This window comes from Pedobacter terrae (assembly GCF_900100705.1).
Classification (GTDB): Bacteria; Bacteroidota; Bacteroidia; order Sphingobacteriales; family Sphingobacteriaceae; genus Pedobacter; species Pedobacter terrae.
The window spans coordinates 48,494-66,222 of sequence record NZ_FNCH01000018.1; the positions used below are offsets into that span (position 1 = coordinate 48,494).

The window sequence follows — 17,729 nt, forward strand, 5'->3', positions numbered from 1 at the left end:
TTTTGGAACAGATTTGTTGACCTCGCTTCCTGTTTTTGACCAACTTGCAATCCTCAACCAATAAATAAACCCTTATGAAAAAACACTCCGTCCTGGCTTGGTCCATGGTCGTAGCCCTAGGCGGCTTTCTGTTTGGATTCGATACAGCTGTTATTTCAGGCGCTGAGAAATCCATTCAACAATTCTGGAACCTTTCTGCATTTGCGCATGGGCTTACCATATCCATTGCACTTATCGGTACGGTAATCGGCTCGCTGGTCGGATCCCGTCCATCTGATTATTTCGGAAGAAAAAATACACTTTATTTCGTAGCTGCTGCATACTTGCTCTCCTCGCTGGGTACTGCTCTTGCAGATAACTGGTATATCTTTTTAGCATTCCGTTTCTTAGGCGGTTTGGGCGTGGGTATATCATCTGTAACTGCACCAATTTATATTTCAGAGGTATCCCCGGCACATAGAAGAGGCCGGCTTGTAGGGCTTTTCCAGTTCAATGTTGTACTGGGTATATTAATATCTTATCTTTCAAACTATCTGCTAAGCCAGGGAGGCGAGGCATCATGGAGATGGATGCTTGGTGTTCAGGCATTTCCTTCCATAATATTCCTGGTGCTAATCTACTTTATTCCTGAAAGCCCAAGATGGCTTATACTTAAACGTGGCGCTTACGATAAGGCATTGGAAATCCTGCGCATCATCAATCCGCTAAACTGCAATGAAGAGCTTGCCGCTATTCAGAAGTCAGGTCATGATATGCTGCAAAACAAATCCTCAGACGGGCTTTTTTCAGGAAAATACAAAACACCTGTTATTCTGGCCGTGCTTTTTGCCTTCTTCAACCAGGTATCAGGAATAAACGCCATCATTTATTATGCGCCAAGAATTTTTGAGATGGCAGGGCTTGGTGCACATTCTTCGCTTTTATCCACTGTCGGTATTGGAATGGTTAATTTTATATTTACACTACTGGCTATCAATATCATCGATAAAGTTGGTCGGAAAACCTTGATGTTTATCGGTTCCATAGGCCTTATTGTATCCCTTGGACTTGTTGCATTTGCTTTTCTAGGCGGTTCGTCCAGCGGTTTCGAAATTCCAATTTATGTCATGCTCTTTATTGCTTTCTTTGCTTTTTCTCAGGGTGCGGTTATCTGGGTATTCATTTCCGAAATCTTCCCAAATCAGGTCAGGGCAAAGGGACAAACACTAGGCAGTTCTACCCACTGGGTAATGGCAGCACTGATTGCATTCTGCTTTCCCTATCTGGCAGAAGCATTTGGAGGCGCAAATATATTTTTCTTTTTCTCTGGGATGATGGTCCTGCAGTTGGTGTTCGTTTGGAAAATGATGCCTGAAACAAAGGGCAAGTCTCTGGAGCAGATAGGTGAAAATGTTGTTTTAGTACATTAATTGATATATGAATAATATGATAAATAACCTCAGCCACAGTTCCACTCCAGCCACGTGTTACGGAGAAATTCTGTGGGACGTGTTGCCAGACGGTCCGCAGCCCGGAGGAGCACCATTAAATGTTGCTTATCACCTCAATAAGTTAGGGATGGGTTCAAGCCTGATCACCCGGATTGGCAAGGATGAAAATGGACAGAAACTCCTTGAACTGATGGAAAACTGGGGAATAAACACCGGGCTTCTACAAGTTGATGAGCAATATGAAACCAGCCAGGTGCTGGCTAAAATGAACAACGGAAATGAAGTCAGTTATGAAATCGTATTTCCGGTGGCCTGGGATTTTATTGATCAAGGCCAACAACTCATTAAGCACATCAAACCGTCAAGTTACTTTATTTTCGGAAGTTTAGCGTCCAGAAACGAAACCTCAAGAAATACCCTCTACAATCTGTTGGATAACGACGCCATTAAGGTTTTTGACATCAATCTCCGTCCGCCCTTTATCAATCAGGCTCAGTTAGGTCATTTATTATCGAAGGCAGACATTGTCAAGTTTAATGAGGCGGAGCTGGGTATTGTACAAATTATGTTCGGTGGTTCTTTAAAAGGGGAAGCAGATCAGGTACGGTTCATACAAGAGCGGTTCAAAATCCCCGAGGTTATTGTAACCAAAGGCGAGTTTGGTGCCGCATACTATAATCTAGATAAGGCCTATAATGTTTGGGGAAATGAGGTAAAGGTAAAGGATACAATTGGTAGTGGCGATTCTTTTTTGGCGGCTTTTATCGCTGCACATAATCGGCAGGAGCAACCCTTGCAGATCCTTAAAAAAGCGATTGCGATGGGGGCCTTTATTGCAACCAAGAAGGGCGGATGCCCCGAATACAAATTTGATGATTACCAGGCTTTCTATAACGAATTATTTGCTACAAAACCTGACCGTAATAGTACGCATCATGCTGCTTAACGGTTAATAAAATAAATACACTACATAAGCGGCAAATGCTGATTATATAGAAAACTAACCATTATAAACCATATTTTATGAGAAAACTAATACTTTGCTGTGTTCTTGTGTTTTGCTTTATAGCAAGTACATATGCACAAATCCGAAACATTACCGGAACGGTTACCGATAAATCCTCAAAACCAGTCCCGGGAGCTACCATCTATAATGTAGAAACTGGTAAATCAACCCAAACAGACGAAAAGGGAAAGTTTTTAATCCAGGCCGCAGCAGGACAAACCCTTCGATTTATTTACATGGGTGCTCAGACGGTTAATTCCAAAGTTGGCAGTACCTCTGTAGTAGACGCACAACTGGAAGTCTCTGCCACCAACCTGAACGATGTGGTGGTAACCGGCTACCAAACGGAAAGAAAAAAAGATCTTACAGGCGATGTGGCCATTGTGGATGTAGATGAACTTAAAAAACAATCTGTAGCCAATCCGATGAAAGCCTTACAGGGCCAGGTAGCAGGGGTATACATCACCGGGAATGGATCGCCCAGCGCTCCGGCAACCATCCGAATCAGGGGTATCGGAACTTTAAATAACAATGATCCCCTATACATTATCGATGGCGTACCTACCAAGTCAGGCATGCATGAACTCAATCAGGCTGATATCGAATCGATGCAGATCCTTAAAGACGCTTCATCTGCCAGTATTTATGGCGCCAGGGCAGGAAACGGCGTAATTGTAATCACCACTAAAAAGGGAAAAACAGGTAAGACACAGTTGAGCGGAAATGCATATTCTTCGCTTTCTACCTATGTAAATAAGTTAGAGATGCTGAATGCAGAAGGTTATGGTAAAATTTTGTGGCAGGCCTATGTCAACAAAAACCTCGACCCGAATTCGAACGGATTGCGTTATCAGTTTGATTGGAAGGTAGACCCAAATACCAATCAGCCTGTATTGAACAAAGTGCTTTTACCCGAATTTCTAAACGCCACACAAACCCTTCGCACTTCAGATACAGATTGGTTTAAAGAAATATCCCAGCTTGGTATCATTCAGAATTATGATGCCCAGGTTTCAAGCGGAACTGAAAACGGACATTATTTACTTTCTCTGGGCTACTTTGACAACAAAGGCATTGTAAGAACAACCGGGTTCAACCGTATTTCGGCGAGAATAAATTCAGACTATAAGTTATTCAATGGAGCATTAACGATAGGTCAGAACCTGAGTATAACCAAAACAAAAGAAGTTGCTGCCGATATTATTAATTCTGCGCTGCAGGCATTGCCTATTATACCTGTGCACACCGTAGACGGCATAGGCTGGGGTGGTCCGGTAGACGGGATGAACGATCGCCAGAACCCTGTCCGGGTGCTGGAAGACAATCAACAGAATGGTTATGACTTCATGAGATTGTTTGGTAATTTCTTTGCAGATGTTAAAATCGCAAAAGGTTTGGTATTCAAATCCAATTTCGGGATTGATTACGGTGACTACACCAGCAGGAACTGGCAAAAAAAATACCAGAGTGGTTACCTGGTTAATGATGTGAACAAAGTAATCAATACCCAGACACACAATGTAAAAACCACCTGGACCAATACCTTGAATTACAGCCTGGAGTCGGGCAATCATCGCCTTAATGCCTTTGCAGGAACTGAACACTATGTAGAGAACTCCAACACTTTTATGGCTTCGAGGGAAGGATTTGTGTTAGAAGACCCTGATTACCTTTATTTAGATGCCGGTACTGGTATAAAAGACAACAGCGGCAGTGGTGCAAAAAATGTGCTCATGTCTTACATTGGTAGAGCAAACTATTCTTATATGGATCGCTACCTCCTGTCTGCAACCATCAGAAGAGACGGTTCTTCCAGGTTTGGTGCAAATAACAAATACGGTTGGTTCCCTGCATTTTCAGGCGCCTGGCGGATTAGCGAAGAATCTTTTGTAAAGAATAATACCTCAATTGTTGACGATCTGAAACTTCATGCAGGATGGGGAAAAACTGGTAATCAGGAGATTAATAACAATGCGATTTATAATATTTACCTGTCCAATTACAATATCACCGCTTACGATATCAATGGAAATAAAAGCGGCGTACTTCCTTCAGGATTTTATCTGTCGCAGAATGCCAATCCAAACCTGCGTTGGGAAGCAACAGAAATGAGCAATGCTGCCCTGGACTTTTCACTTTGGAAACAAAAACTTTATGGCAGTGTTGGCTATTACATTAAGAAAACCACTGGCATATTATTGCTTCCTCCATACATTGGTGTACTTGGAGAAGGCGGTAATACCTATGTAAACGGTGCATCTATGGAAAACCGTGGATTCGAACTATCCCTGGGCCACAAAAGCCGCCTAACGGATGATTTAAGTATCGATGTGAACGGAAATTTCGATATGGTTAGAAATAAGGTTACCTATTTGCCTCCGGCAGTAGTGAACGCTTACGGAGGTGATGGCAAGGGACAGAATATTCTGGGGAGAACTGTTGGATCTTTCTTCGGTTATGTCACTGATGGTCTTTTCAGGACTCAGGCCGAAGTTAATAATTCTGCTTCGCAACCTAACAAGGGACTTGGCAGAATCCGTTATGTGGATTTAAACCATGACGGTGTTATCGATGTAAATGACCAAACCTGGATTGGAAATCCGCTGCCTAAATATACTTATGGGTTCAACGCAAATATCAACTACAAAAATTTTGATTTCTCTTTTCTTCTGCAGGGTATAGGTGATGTAGCTGTACGAAATGATGCCAAATCTTATACGGATTTCTGGAGTGCCGTTGAATCTTCTTCAAATAAAGGCGCGAGACTGTTAAACGCATGGTCACCTTCCAACCCAAATTCTGATATTCCTGCAGTAGCGTTAACCGATGATAATAACGAGGCCCGTCTTTCAACCTATTTTATAGAAAACGGCTCTTATCTTAAATTGAGAAATGCACAGATTGGCTATACATTTAACAAACAGCTGATCAGTAAGTTAAAAATGCAGAATCTTCGTGTATATATCGGAGGAGATAATTTAGCCATTTTAATGAAGTCGAAATCTTTCACCGGTCTGGATCCGGAGACACCGGGATTCGGCTACCCTAACCCACTGGTTGTTACAGCCGGAATTAACGTAAGATTTTAATAATTGATATTTATTATGAAAAAATATATAATCACCCTTGCTGTATCGCTAATATTAGCTACAGGCTGCAAAAAAGCACTTGAAGTAGGGCCTAAGGGTTCGCTTAACGAAAGCCAGGTGGCCACTCCGGCACAGGCCGAGGGCTTTGTTACCGCCGCCTATTCACAATTAGGAAACGATGAAATTAACAGGGCATTTAGTATGTACCAATATGGGAATATCCGCGCTGATGATGCCTATAAAGGCGGCGGCGGTATCAATGATGGAGATGTTTTCCATAATATGGAGACTTTTATTGCCTCCAGACCTGACCAATGGAACTATGACGGTATCTGGTTTAATATTTATGTAGGCATCAGGAGGGCAAATGAAGGCATCAGGGTGTTAAGCAAATTTAGCGAAGCTGAATATCCCTTGGTTAAAACCCGTTTAGCAGAACTTCGTTTCTTACGTGGTTACTGGTACCTGATGGTAGAAAACCTGTTTAAAAATATCCCATATATTGATGATACAGTACCTTCAGATGACTACAAATTAGTGAAGAACAATGCATTGAGCAGGGATCAGATTTTAGAGAAGATTGCCGGCGATTTTCAAGCTGCTGCCGAGGCATTACCGGCAACCCAGCCACAGATAGGAAGAGCCAACAAATTTGCTGCTTACGCTTTTTTGGCGAAAACACGTTTGTTCCAGGCGTATACGCAGAATGCAACACACGCTGTAACAGGAATAGACCAGAACCGTTTACAACAGGTTATTGATGCATCTGATCAGGTGTTAGCCTCATCCTACAAGCTACAGGCAGATTTTGCAAATAATTTCACATCTGGAACCTTTGAAAATGGTACTGAAGCCATTATGTCCGTTCAGTTTTCCAGTAATGATGGCGCAGGACGTGGCCGGGTGAACTTTGGTGATATGCTTACGGTGCCACAAGGTATTGGATGCTGCGATTTTCAAAAACCATCACAAACGCTGATGAATGCTTTCAGAACAACAACTACAGGCTTACCATTATTTGATACTTTCAACCAGCAAAATGTCGATTTCGCTACAAATACAGTCGATCCACGCGTAGACCACACCATATCACGTCCCGGGGCTCCATGGAAATATGATCCGGCAAGAGTGGTTACAGCTAGCTGGAGCAGGAATATTCCGCTGTATGGAACTTATAATTCCATGAAAGAAAACGTATCACCAGATTGTGACTGTTTTATAAATATTGCTCCCTTTTTCGGCAATACAAAAGCCAGGATCATGATTAGGTTAGCTGATGTGATGTTATTTAAAGCAGAGGCGCTGATAGAACTGGGCAGGCAGACGGAGGCTTTACCGATTATAAATGCCATAAGAGACCGGGCATCTAAAAGTACAGCAAAACTGGTGATGGCTAACGGACAGCCTACCTCTAAATACAACGTACAGCAATATGTTCCAGGAACAAACATCGTTTGGGATCAGGCAAACGCCAGAAAGGCCCTGCGATTTGAACGTCGTTTAGAAATGGCGCTGGAAGGCGAAAGGTTTTTTGATCTCATCCGATGGGGCGTAGCCGATCAGGTGATCAACTCCTTTTTTGATTCGGAAAAAAGTACCAGAAGTATTTATACTACTGCAAGATTTACAAAAGGAAGAGACGAATACCTGCCTATTCCTCAAAATCAAATCTTCTTTAGTGAAAATAACTATGTTCAAAATCCAGGTTACTAACCTCTAAATGATTAGAAAATGAAATTAAAGCAAATATTGAAAGCATTTTTAGCTTTTGCTGCGGTCTTAATATTTATGGGCTGCAAAAAGGATAAGAACAATGATTTTAAACTTGACAGTCAGGTTCAGCTCTTGTCTTATTCGATTAATGGTATTGCTGCTACTATCGACCAAAAAACGGGTACGATAAGTGTTAATGTTCCTTTTGGTACAGATATTTCAAGTTTGACACCGAAGGCGCAAATGCCAGATGGCGCAACAAGTTCCATGAATTTTGATAAGCCCATCAATTTTACGGGTGCCGTGGATTTCAGGGTAGTAAATGGAAATCTTTTCAAAGATTATTCCACAACGGTAAAAATTATTCCTCCACTCAAAAGCGTCTCTGTGGGCAGCTTAAAGGCATCGATAAATCACGATAACCGTACTGCAACGTTAATTCTCCCCGACGGAACAGATTTAGTTGGAATTAAACCAGTCATAGAAGCAGAGCCAGATGTTGTGGTTAGTCCGCTAAGTGGCACAGCACAGGATTTCACTCAACCGGTAACCTACACGTTCACTAAAGGTAATTTTACCACAAGTTACCAGGTTACCTTCATCAGCAATTCCGTAAGTGAGTACGCATTTTTAGGTACAGCAAGTTCAAGATCGACAATAACCAACCCGGATGAAAAAGCAGCAAGTGACTGGTTTTTTGCTACTTATCCTACTGCAGACTATATTTCATTCGGCGCATTGGAAACAGGTAAGCGTTTGTCTAACTATAAAGTGATTTGGTGGCATTACGATTCTACACAAGATCTCCCTGCTCAGGCAACTAGTGCAGCCGTTATCAATGCGCTCAAGGCATACAGAAATGGAGGCGGAACTTTGCTGTTAACCTCTATGGCGGGTAGGTACGTAGAGGCATTAGGCGTGGTGCCGGCTGGTAAAGGGCCAAACAATGTTTTTGGAGATTTTGCCCTTGGCGCTGGTTTTATCGAAAACGGTAGCGATTGGGGTATCTCTTTCAAAGGCAAGGAATCGCATCCCCTCTTTCAGGGGCTGGAGACTTATGAAACTGGGAAAGCCAACCTTTTGCAAAAAGGAACATTCAGGCTTAACCATACAGCATGGTGGTTTCTTCCAGACTGGGGAGGTTACATGAATGGTGCAGGATGGCGTCAGCAGACAGGTGGTATAAACCTGGCATCTGAAGCATGGGATGATAACCTGGACGGCCGCGTTGGCATCGCCGAATGGCCTCAGACAAACGGCTCTGGAAATGTCGTTGTTATCACTTTTGGTGCTTATGACTGGTATTCTGAACCTCAAAATGGTGCATCTACCAACAACAGGTTTATTACCAATATTCGCAGACTCACCAAAAATGCGATCGACTATCTAAAAAAATAAATTCACAATCAAATAGTGATATAACATGGCATTGAAAAGAATATTATTAGCAGGAATGGCGATATCGCTATTCCTCTCTTGCACCAAAGAAAAAACCTACGCTCCGGCGGAGCCTTTTAGCGAAGAGAAATTTAACATTTTCCCGAAACCACAAATAAGCCCGAATTCCACTACAGGCCAGTCAACAGGATGGGTTGGTGATGTGATGCCTTCCTATGTGAACGGACAGTTCGAACTGTTTTTTCTGCACGATGATCCCGACCAGGTGAAGCAAAGCAGCACTGGTCAGCACGCTATCCACAAGCTGAGTTCTAAAAACCTGTTAGACTTCAGCTATGATGGCGAGATGATTCCTTATGGCAATAAATCTACCCAAGATAACCTCATTGGCACCGGGTCTATGGTAAAGGCTGGAAATACAAATTACTTTTACTATACAGGTTATAATGCAAACAACAGCTGGTTGCAGAATACCAACAGCGCATTGGTTTCAGCCAACACCCGCGAAGCGATTATGTATGCCACCAGCAGCACAACTACAGGCTGGACAAAGAAGGCTGGTTTTGCGCTGAAAGCGCCAGACGGTTATGCAACAACAGACTTTAGGGATCCTTATGTATTCTATAATACCGAGTTTTCCACCTATTGGATGATGGTGAGTGCTCAGAAAGACGGAAAGGGTGTGATTCTGGTTTACACCAGCACCGATCCGGCAACTGATAACTGGCAGTTAAGAGGACCTCTTTCTGTTGAAGGCGATTACCTGATGCTCGAATGTGCGGATGTTTTCAAAATTGATGACAAATATTTTATGCTTTTTGCAGAAGATTGGAGCACAAGCCCGGGAACCCATTACAGGGTTGCATCCTCTTCAGCAGGGCCATGGTTCAAACCAGCAGACGGAATGGATATGTTTGACGGGCATCAGTTTTATGCCGGTAAAACGGCAAGCAACGGTACTGAACGTTATGCTTTCGGCTGGGCACACCGCCGCAATCCGGAAAACGATAATGGTGTTCGTACGTGGGGAGGAAACCTCATCAGCCAGCAAATTACTAAGCTGGGCAATGATAAACTTGCGGTAAAAGCTCCAAGTAGCGTGAAAAGTTATTTCAGTAAAGATGCCGATGCTATCGTTAGCGCTCAAACCGGCACCGTTAGCGGATCGGCTGGTAACTATACCCTAACCGGAAGCTCTTCAGCTTCAGGATATAGGTTTGCAGCCCTTAACGGAACAACTATGATTAAAGGAAAACTAGCTTTAAGCAATCTTAACGGAACAGCCTCTATAAACTTTAATGCAAAAACTGACCTGAGCGGATCTTATCAGATCAGGTTCGAACCGGCATCAAAACGTATTGCAGGCTACAACAATGGCCAGGAGGTTACCCGTGTTCCATTTGTTTTCGAACAGGGAAAAACATACGACTTTAGTATTATCGTGGATGGATCGATCATCGTACTCTATCTTAACGATCAGGTGGCATTAACAAACAGAAGTTACAGTGCAAAAGGAACATCATGGTCGCTGACTGCGAATGGTTTAGAATTAAAAGTTACTAATCTGAAAGTATCAACCCATTAATCGTCAGGATAATGAATAATAAACCTCCTTATCGTTTTGATTTGAAGTGTATACTCGCACTGCTTTTATTGGTAAACAGTTATGTACACGGCCAGGAAATCGATAGAAAAACACAGGAATACCGGCCTATGTATCATTTCAGTCCGGCAAAAGGATGGATGGGCGACCCTGACGGATTGGTTCATTATCATAATACTTACCATCTTTTTTGGTGGGGCCATGCGGTTTCTAAGGATCTGGTTCACTGGCAGGAAATGCCAAGACCTATGAAAGAGGGAATGGGATTTTCTTACTTCAGCGGGTCGGTGGTTGTAGACAAAATGAACACCGGAGGATTTGGAAAGAATAGTATGGTCGCTTTCTATACCAAACACCTTCCCGGTGATTCACTTCCTGAAACACAAGCCATTTCCATTAGCAATAATGAGGGGCAAAGTTTCGAGTATTACCAAAAGAATCCAATTTTGGATATCAATAAAGTGTTTTTCAGGGATCCACAGGTTTTCTGGTATGAACAGGATAAAAGCTGGAAGATGGTTGTTTCCAGACCTGATGTTCAGCAAATTCATATCTATCAGTCCAAAGACCTTAAAAACTGGATTTTTTGCAGCAAATTTGAAGGTTTGGGTGCCAAAAACTCATTCTGGGAATGTCCTGATCTTTTCGAACTTCCGGTTGAAGGAAGTAAAAAAAAGAAATGGGTGCTCATCATCGGACGAGGTCCGAATAGGGTACAGTATTTTGTGGGCGATTTTAATGGAAAAACTTTTGTAACAGATAAAAAGATCGCGGATTACCTGAGTTTTGGACAAGGTGTTAAAGGAACTATTTTTGAGGATTTTGAAGGTGAAAATTCAAAATGGCCGAAGTTTTTGGAAGATAATGACAACAAAGCATCTGGCGCCACTGATTATTTAGGTAAACATTATCTCAGTACTGCAAACGTTAGTTCATCAGTTTTCCGGTCAAAATCTCAGGCTTTCACCATCAGCACTAAAGCCATCAATTTTTTGATCATGGGCGGAAATCATCAGGATAGTACCTGTGTGAACCTTTTGGTAGATGGTAAGGTAGTGAGGACAACTAGTGGTGATAATACTAAGGTATTTAAATGGAACGGATGGGATGTACGCCCCTGGATGGGTAAAAAAGCACAGCTGGAGCTAGTAGACTTGAGCAAAGATACCACTACCGGGTTCATCGCAATTGATCATGTTACTTTTTCTGACCAATTAAGCAATCAACATCTTGAACATGCTTTATGGCTGGATTATGGACCTGATTATTATGCTACCAGAACCTGGAGAGATTATGACAACAAAAATGGCCTGGCCGACACCGTTCATGCGATAGGCTGGATGGGAAACTGGGATTATGCAGGCAAGGCACCATCCAAATGGGGAAAGGGGTTTCAATCTATTCCAAGGGTGATGACTTTGAGAGAATCGCCATCCGGATTTAGGGTTTTTCAGCAGCCGATACCGCAGCTTACTCAGCTTCGCGACAGCGGCATTCGTCAACAGTTACAGCTGCAAGGTTTGCAGGCCATAAAAAACTTTAAGCCTGAGGTAAACTCTTATGAACTTGATGCCACGTTCACCGCTGGTACCGCTAAGGCATTTGGATTGAACCTATTCGTTGGTGAAGGGAGAAAATTAGAACTCAGGTATGATCCGCAGCTTGGTGAACTTACCTTAGACCGGCGCAACTGTACCAATTTCACTACCGATACGGCTTTTACAAAATCGTTTGCAAAAAAGTATGCCGTACCTTTAGCTTTGGATAATGAAAAACTTCGTTTACATATCTTTATTGATCGTTCCTCAATTGAAATATTCGCAAATGGCGGAGAAAAAGTGGTAAGTGCCACAACATTTGCTGCTGACACTCAACTTGGTCTGGAAACTTTTTCGGAGGGTGGTAATACAACATTAAATATCCAGGCTTGGAAACTCAAAAGCATATGGTAAGCACTAATAATTTAATTATATTCTAAACTTACAGAAATGGAAATAAAAAGAAATTTATACTTTGGTTTACTCATTGCATCTTTTTTTTATGGTTGCACATCGACGAGGATGGTGCATCAAAAAAGTGCAGATACCGAACCCTATCGCCCAGAATACCATTTTACACCTAAAGCCCATTGGATGAACGATCCAAATGGAATGGTCTATTTAAATGGAAAATACCATTTGTTTTTTCAGTACAATCCCGATTCCACTATTTGGGGTCCTATGCACTGGGCGCATGCAACCAGTAAGGATATGATCCACTGGGAGGAGCAACCAATCGCCCTGTATCCGGATAGCCTGGGCACAATATTCTCCGGAAGTGCAGTAATAGACAAAGATAATACTGCAGGTTTTGGAAAAAATGCCATGGTGGCGATATTTACGCATCACAATAAGAAAATTGAAGATCAGAAGACAGGACTTCACCAATATCAAAGTCTCGCTTATAGTCTTGATGAAGGCAAAACCTGGACGAAGTATAAAGGCAATCCGGTACTTCCAAATCCGGGCATCTGGGATTTCAGGGATCCGAAGGTGATGTGGCATGCCGCTACCGGGAAATGGATCATGACCTTAGCCACAAAAGACCGTATCACATTTTATTCCTCTCCCAATTTAAAGAAATGGACCAAGGAAAGTGAGTTTGGCGAAAAGCTGGGTGCCCACGGTGGCGTGTGGGAATGTCCGGACTTATTTCCACTTGAATTTAATGGTAAAACACATTGGGTTCTTTTAGTAAGTATCAACCCGGGCGGGCCTAATGGTGGTTCAGCCACACAGTATTTCACCGGTAATTTTGACGGAAAAACTTTTAAACCAGATGCTGAAAAGCAAAAATGGATGGATTATGGTACGGACAATTATGCGGGTGTAACGTTCTCCAATACAGGAACGAGAAAAATCCTGATGGGATGGATGAATAATTGGAACTACGCCAACGTGGTACCGACTAAGGCCTGGCGTGGCGCTATGACCATCCCGAGAGAATTATCACTTGAAAATGTTGGGGACGAGCTTTACCTTCGTTCGGTTCCTGTAAAGGAAATTTTGCCATTGTTAAAGCCTGTTTATAAAAAAGGAATGGTTACTATTGATCAGGAGATTGACCTTTCTGCATATGCCAGGCCTCTGGATGGAAAGTTTAAACTTGATATTAGCCTGGAAAATGCCAGCGACTTTAATGTTGTATTATCGAACGTTAGCGGACAAAAGCTGATTATAGGCTACGATAAAAAGAACAACAGTTACTTTATCGACCGGACACTATCTGGTGAAACATCATTTGAAAAAGGATTTGCCAAAAAACATATTGCACCCAGGTTACTGGCCAATAAGGAAATCCATATCAGCTTAATTCTGGATGTAGCATCCATTGAACTTTTTGCCGACAACGGATTAACCGTGATGACAGATATCTTCTTTCCGGATAGCGCTATTAACACGATCAAAATTCAAAGCAAAGCCGTTAATAAGTTAACCAGTCTATCGCTGTCAAAGATTGATAAGAAGTAATTAAAATAGTATAGGAGCCTGTGTGAATTTGATTTTTCTTCACAGGGATTTTATTAATAAAAGCTTAGTAAATCAACTAAAATAGTGCCTGTTCTTAGTGTTGCTATTTTAGTTATTCAGGCTAGCACTGCAATACTCATATCTTTAGCTTAAAGGAATTAAGCCTGGGTTTAATTCCTTTAATTAATCAGCCTTTTATGAAAAACTGCAGTTACCCGTGATATTGAGCATGAAATTGTACCCATGGCAAAAGATCATAACCTTGCTATTTTTCCATGGAGCCCGCTCGCCGGAGGTTTTTTATCAGGCAAGTATACCTGCGATGGGACAAAAGACAACAACTCAAGGCGCGCCACTTTTGATTTTCCCCCAATTGATAAGGATAAAGCTTATGACCTTGTTGATGTGATGAAAACGATCGGTGAGGCCTGCGAAGCAACCGTAGCGCAGGTTGCCCTGGCCTGGGTTAGGCAACAGCCTGGTGTAACCAGTACCCTTATTGGGTGCCAGGAGTGTAGAACAACTGCAAGTGAATGTTCATTCAACCACCCTGACCCTAAGTGCTGAAGATATATTAAAAATACAGATAATTAGCGCATTAACCAGTCAATATCCAGGTTGGATGATTGAGAACCAGAATAGTTAGAAAAGCTAATGATATCCACAGCCTGGATAAGTCCAAAACGTGACAAGTATTCCACTTTCTGATTATCCATTTTCATATTCTGCTTTTGGATTTGTCACAGCTCAAGATCGGCATTCTAAAAGTAGTTCAGGTTGGCGCCAGACGATTGCAAAAATTGAAAAATTGTTAATAAGCCTACCACCCGAATAGGGGGGATTACGTACTGTGATGAAGCCTCCAGGCAAAATCATGATGTAAACCTGGTATATGGTTGTCTTTAACATTGTCTAAAAACACTAATTTTAATAGGTATTTCTAATAATAAATCTAAAGTTTTTTGAGTTTTTGACAGTGTATTTCCCTCGGCTTCAGTCTGGGTTATAAATATGCTCCTGATACAGATTCGATGTTCACGCATCTGGAGTTTCTCTTAAATATGACGATCTCAACCTTGATTTTCTCGAGGCTGTGTTTCGTCATGTCAATGAAGCTGAACTGATGAACTTATATTTCAACCAGCCCAGCCGGGCGGTATAACCGAAAGTAGGGTTTATATACGAATGGCTTATGGCAAAAGAACTCCAACTAAATTTCGAGACTGGTGGTAACTATTAAAAATTACATAGAGAAATCATTGGCAAAGTTAGTCGTTTAGAACAGCGGTATATTGAAGAGGAGATCGAAAGCGAGTTGTGTAAGAAGTATAAAGTGAAGTATGACGAAGAAAGGGACAACATTGAGCAAGATTTGATGAAATTGACTTCACAAGTGTCGAACCTCGAAAAATGCGTCCACCTGGCCATCAAATTCGCCGCTGAATTGCCTTTAAAGTAGCATTCTGGAGACTATCATACGAAGCGACAACTGCAACAACATATGCTGTTTCCCTCAGGGATTACGTGCGACAAGAAAACGGACGAATGTCGAGCCAAGGAAATAAATTCTGTTTTTTTGTTTTGCTTATTTTCAGATTATTAACACAAAAAAAAGAAAAGCGGAATACCCGATTTGTGTATCGAATATTCCGCTTTTAATTACAGCAAATTACAAAAACAAACTATAAAAGTGGCAGGATAGGTAAAACAAATTGGTTTTTCCAAAATATATTGATATATCTGGAATATCTCAATATTCTTGAACAATTTGATCTTGAAAAGATTGTCAGGTCTTAATGGATTCTTCGCTAAAAGGAACTCTTCAATGCCGGATTAAAATGCCTTTAAGTCGATTGAAGATTGATTATTCGTTTTCAAGATTTTGTAATTTGATAAAAGTTATCCACCTGATTCAATACATAGCAAAGTAGATAAGTAAAATTTAACCCTACACCCTGACCAGATTGCTTTCAGAAACTACAGGAAAGGAAACAAAAACTTCAAACCACCTGTCTTCAACGGTTTTTGCGTAATAAATGTGCGACTTAGGAAAAATACTCTCCAATCTCGAAGAAATATTTTCCAATCCCTTTTTTGTACTCACAATAGATGCAGAACGCCCCGCAATTAAGTTTCTGGTACTGTAGCACACCATTCCGTTTTCAACACTTACCGCTATTGTAGCTTCATTACCCTCTGCGCTAAGATCACCATGTTTAAATACATTTTCAACCAAGGTCAGCAGGATTAGGGGCAATGTTCTGGTTTGTGTATCAAAATCCGAAATTTTAAAATTTATTTTTAGCTTATCAGCAAAACGCATCTGGTTCAGTCGGATGATATTTTCAGCTTGCTTGGTTTCTGCTAAAAGTAAACCATGCGCATCCATATTCTTATTCAAAGCAAAACTCATAATTTCAGATAAACGTAAAATAGCCTCTTCGGCAAGTGTCGCATCCTTCCGCGCTGCATACTTCACAAAATTAAGGGTATTGAAAAATAAATGCGGATTAATCTGTGAACGGAGAAAATCCCGCTCTAAGGTAACTAGCCTAACTTGCAGCCGCTCAATTTCTACTGCCTTCCTCATTTCATCATTTTTTCCTTTAAGAAATGTTAACAGGAAATAGTATCCGCTGCCAAAAATAATAAATAGCGTTGCCCTGTAAAAAGAACCTACATAATATAGCCAGCTTAGCTGGGCCGGATGTCGTTGTCCGCGAAGGAAGTTCAGGATATGACTAAAAAGAATCGTCAGCAGGAAATAAATTCCAATCTCGAGAAGTAGCAATAAAACGAAATACCATATCCGCCTTACGTTTGGAAGGAAGTTAGGCATTACGAAAATTGCATGTGTATAAAACAAAGAGATGTTTAATGCATAAAATAAAATATAATAATAGATGCTACTGAACTGGCCTTTCATTAAAGCAGATAGTATCACCTCATACAAAATATATACCCCCCAACAGATGAGATGCGTATTTATAATCTTTTTGTCTTCGGGTCTAATTTTCATATAATAAATGGGTCTGTTGCTATAATAAATCTGCAAGGAGCGGTAATCTGAAATATCATTGGTATTCATCTCAAAAAAATTATGAATACACAGAAAATTACCAAACTAAAAAAAAGAACAGTATTCTTTTTCAGCTCCAACAGCAAAGTTAAATCTAAAGAAACAGATCCGACAACAAATACATTAACAAGTGTAACGGTAACAGATATCTGGATTTAACCAGGATTAATTGAATGACGTTTCAGGAGGGCATAAAAGTCACTCCTGAACGTTTCCCCAACAGTAAAATTAGGTGCGTCGTGAAGCTTCAATACATTTCCTTCCACTTTTTCCAGGTAACGCATGGAAATGATCACCGAGCGGGATATTCTGATAAAACCCTGTTTCTGACCCAATATCTCCTCTACATCTTTCAATCCTACATAGGTAATAAAAAATTCTTTAGTCGTATAAATCTTAATATAATTCAGCAATGCCTCAATATAAACAATCTGACTAATCTCAATCTTGTTAAAGCTATTTTTGTTGGAACCTTTAGCCAAAATATATCCATCCTCGATTTCAGGCAAAGATTTCTGGCTTGTTCTTTTGCGAAGGTCATCAATCTTTTCTATCAGTGTTGCATGGCTTAAAGGCTTCATCAGATAGCCGGCAGCATTTACTCCAAATGCTTCAAGTGCATATTCCCGGTAAGCCGTTACGTAAATCAAAAACATGCATTTGCCGCTCAATATTTTACCTGCATCCAGTCCATTGATCTCCGGCATGCTGATATCGCAAAATATAATATCAACTTTTCCAAAATCATCCAGGAACTCAATAGCAGCGGATACATCATGAAAAGTTTTTTTGTTTTCTATTCCGGGAGTGCGGCCTATTAATAATTCCAATTCTTCCGCAGCATGAGGTTCATCATCAATTACCACACTCGTCAATTTCATATCACTGGATTTTAGCGTTGT

General features: G+C 41.2%; 13 protein-coding genes. 10 read left to right on the forward strand and 3 right to left on the reverse strand.

Annotation, left to right across the window (positions count from 1 at the left end; all coding sequences use genetic code 11):
- Positions 1-74 precede the first annotated feature (74 nt).
- The 9 genes from BLR60_RS19120 to BLR60_RS19160 all read left to right on the forward strand — a co-directional run bounded on the left by BLR60_RS19120 (position 75) and on the right by BLR60_RS19160 (position 14,315).
- Positions 75-1,409: a sugar porter family MFS transporter gene (locus tag BLR60_RS19120; RefSeq protein ID WP_090502764.1), complete on the forward strand. Its 1,335-nt coding sequence runs from the start codon at positions 75-77 to the stop codon at positions 1,407-1,409.
- 16 nt (positions 1,410-1,425) lie between these two features.
- Positions 1,426-2,376, forward strand: coding sequence for a carbohydrate kinase family protein (locus BLR60_RS19125; RefSeq protein WP_167354780.1), 951 nt, complete (start codon positions 1,426-1,428; stop codon positions 2,374-2,376).
- Positions 2,377-2,453: 77 nt separating this feature from the next.
- Positions 2,454-5,525, forward strand: a complete 3,072-nt coding sequence (locus BLR60_RS19130; RefSeq protein ID WP_090502768.1) for a SusC/RagA family TonB-linked outer membrane protein — start codon at positions 2,454-2,456, stop codon at positions 5,523-5,525.
- 15 nt (positions 5,526-5,540) lie between these two features.
- Entirely contained in the window at positions 5,541-7,238 is a 1,698-nt protein-coding gene (locus tag BLR60_RS19135; protein ID WP_090502770.1) for a RagB/SusD family nutrient uptake outer membrane protein, read from the forward strand.
- An 18-nt stretch (positions 7,239-7,256) separates the two neighbouring features.
- Positions 7,257-8,636 (forward strand): DUF4960 domain-containing protein, encoded by a 1,380-nt coding sequence (locus tag BLR60_RS19140; RefSeq protein WP_090502772.1) that lies wholly within the window; start codon positions 7,257-7,259, stop codon positions 8,634-8,636.
- Positions 8,637-8,667: 31 nt separating this feature from the next.
- Positions 8,668-10,221 (forward strand): glycoside hydrolase family 32 protein, encoded by a 1,554-nt coding sequence (locus tag BLR60_RS19145; RefSeq protein ID WP_208600678.1) that lies wholly within the window; start codon positions 8,668-8,670, stop codon positions 10,219-10,221.
- Positions 10,222-10,232: 11 nt separating this feature from the next.
- The gene (locus tag BLR60_RS19150; protein WP_090502775.1) at positions 10,233-12,191 is read left to right on the forward strand and encodes a glycoside hydrolase family 32 protein; all 1,959 of its coding nucleotides are present in this window, start codon (positions 10,233-10,235) and stop codon (positions 12,189-12,191) included.
- Between the two features lie 36 nt (positions 12,192-12,227).
- Positions 12,228-13,748 (forward strand): glycoside hydrolase family 32 protein, encoded by a 1,521-nt coding sequence (locus tag BLR60_RS19155; protein ID WP_208600679.1) that lies wholly within the window; start codon positions 12,228-12,230, stop codon positions 13,746-13,748.
- 243 nt (positions 13,749-13,991) lie between these two features.
- On the forward strand, positions 13,992-14,315 hold the full coding sequence (locus tag BLR60_RS19160) for an aldo/keto reductase (protein ID WP_208600680.1): 324 nt from the start codon (positions 13,992-13,994) through the stop codon (positions 14,313-14,315).
- 23 nt (positions 14,316-14,338) lie between these two features.
- Here BLR60_RS19160 and BLR60_RS25345 read toward each other — a convergent pair whose 3' ends face one another.
- Positions 14,339-14,464 (reverse strand): hypothetical protein, encoded by a 126-nt coding sequence (locus tag BLR60_RS25345; protein ID WP_262502328.1) that lies wholly within the window; start codon positions 14,462-14,464, stop codon positions 14,339-14,341.
- Between the two features lie 1,232 nt (positions 14,465-15,696).
- Positions 15,697-16,836 carry a sensor histidine kinase gene (locus tag BLR60_RS19165; RefSeq protein ID WP_090502777.1) on the reverse strand — a complete coding sequence of 380 codons (1,140 nt, stop codon included), beginning with the start codon at positions 16,834-16,836 and terminating at the stop codon, positions 15,697-15,699.
- Positions 16,837-16,848: 12 nt separating this feature from the next.
- Between BLR60_RS19165 and BLR60_RS24930 the strand changes: the two genes are divergently transcribed.
- A complete protein-coding gene (locus tag BLR60_RS24930) occupies positions 16,849-16,986 on the forward strand; it encodes a hypothetical protein (RefSeq protein WP_167354781.1) in 138 nt (45 codons plus the stop codon).
- Here BLR60_RS24930 and BLR60_RS19170 read toward each other — a convergent pair.
- A complete protein-coding gene (locus BLR60_RS19170) occupies positions 16,983-17,708 on the reverse strand; it encodes a LytR/AlgR family response regulator transcription factor (protein ID WP_090502779.1) in 726 nt (241 codons plus the stop codon). The genes BLR60_RS24930 and BLR60_RS19170 overlap by 4 nt on opposite strands.
- Between the last annotated feature and the right edge of the window lie 21 nt (positions 17,709-17,729).

Excerpts from the sequence above, each read along its gene's own strand:
- BLR60_RS19160 (WP_208600680.1), top strand. The coding sequence starts at position 13,992 with ATGGCAAAAGATCATAACCTTGCTATTTTTCCATGGAGCCCGCTCGCC.
- BLR60_RS19155 (WP_208600679.1), top strand. The coding sequence starts at position 12,228 with ATGGAAATAAAAAGAAATTTATACTTTGGTTTACTCATTGCATCTTTT.
- BLR60_RS19120 (WP_090502764.1), top strand. The coding sequence starts at position 75 with ATGAAAAAACACTCCGTCCTGGCTTGGTCCATGGTCGTAGCCCTAGGC.
- BLR60_RS19140 (WP_090502772.1), top strand. The coding sequence starts at position 7,257 with ATGAAATTAAAGCAAATATTGAAAGCATTTTTAGCTTTTGCTGCGGTC.
- BLR60_RS19170 (WP_090502779.1), bottom strand. The coding sequence starts at position 17,708 with ATGAAATTGACGAGTGTGGTAATTGATGATGAACCTCATGCTGCGGAA.
- BLR60_RS19135 (WP_090502770.1), top strand. The coding sequence starts at position 5,541 with ATGAAAAAATATATAATCACCCTTGCTGTATCGCTAATATTAGCTACA.
- BLR60_RS25345 (WP_262502328.1), bottom strand. The coding sequence starts at position 14,464 with ATGGATAATCAGAAAGTGGAATACTTGTCACGTTTTGGACTTATCCAG.
- BLR60_RS24930 (WP_167354781.1), top strand. The coding sequence starts at position 16,849 with ATGAATACACAGAAAATTACCAAACTAAAAAAAAGAACAGTATTCTTT.
- BLR60_RS19130 (WP_090502768.1), top strand. The coding sequence starts at position 2,454 with ATGAGAAAACTAATACTTTGCTGTGTTCTTGTGTTTTGCTTTATAGCA.
- BLR60_RS19150 (WP_090502775.1), top strand. The coding sequence starts at position 10,233 with ATGAATAATAAACCTCCTTATCGTTTTGATTTGAAGTGTATACTCGCA.
- BLR60_RS19165 (WP_090502777.1), bottom strand. The coding sequence starts at position 16,836 with ATGAATACCAATGATATTTCAGATTACCGCTCCTTGCAGATTTATTAT.
- BLR60_RS19125 (WP_167354780.1), top strand. The coding sequence starts at position 1,426 with ATGATAAATAACCTCAGCCACAGTTCCACTCCAGCCACGTGTTACGGA.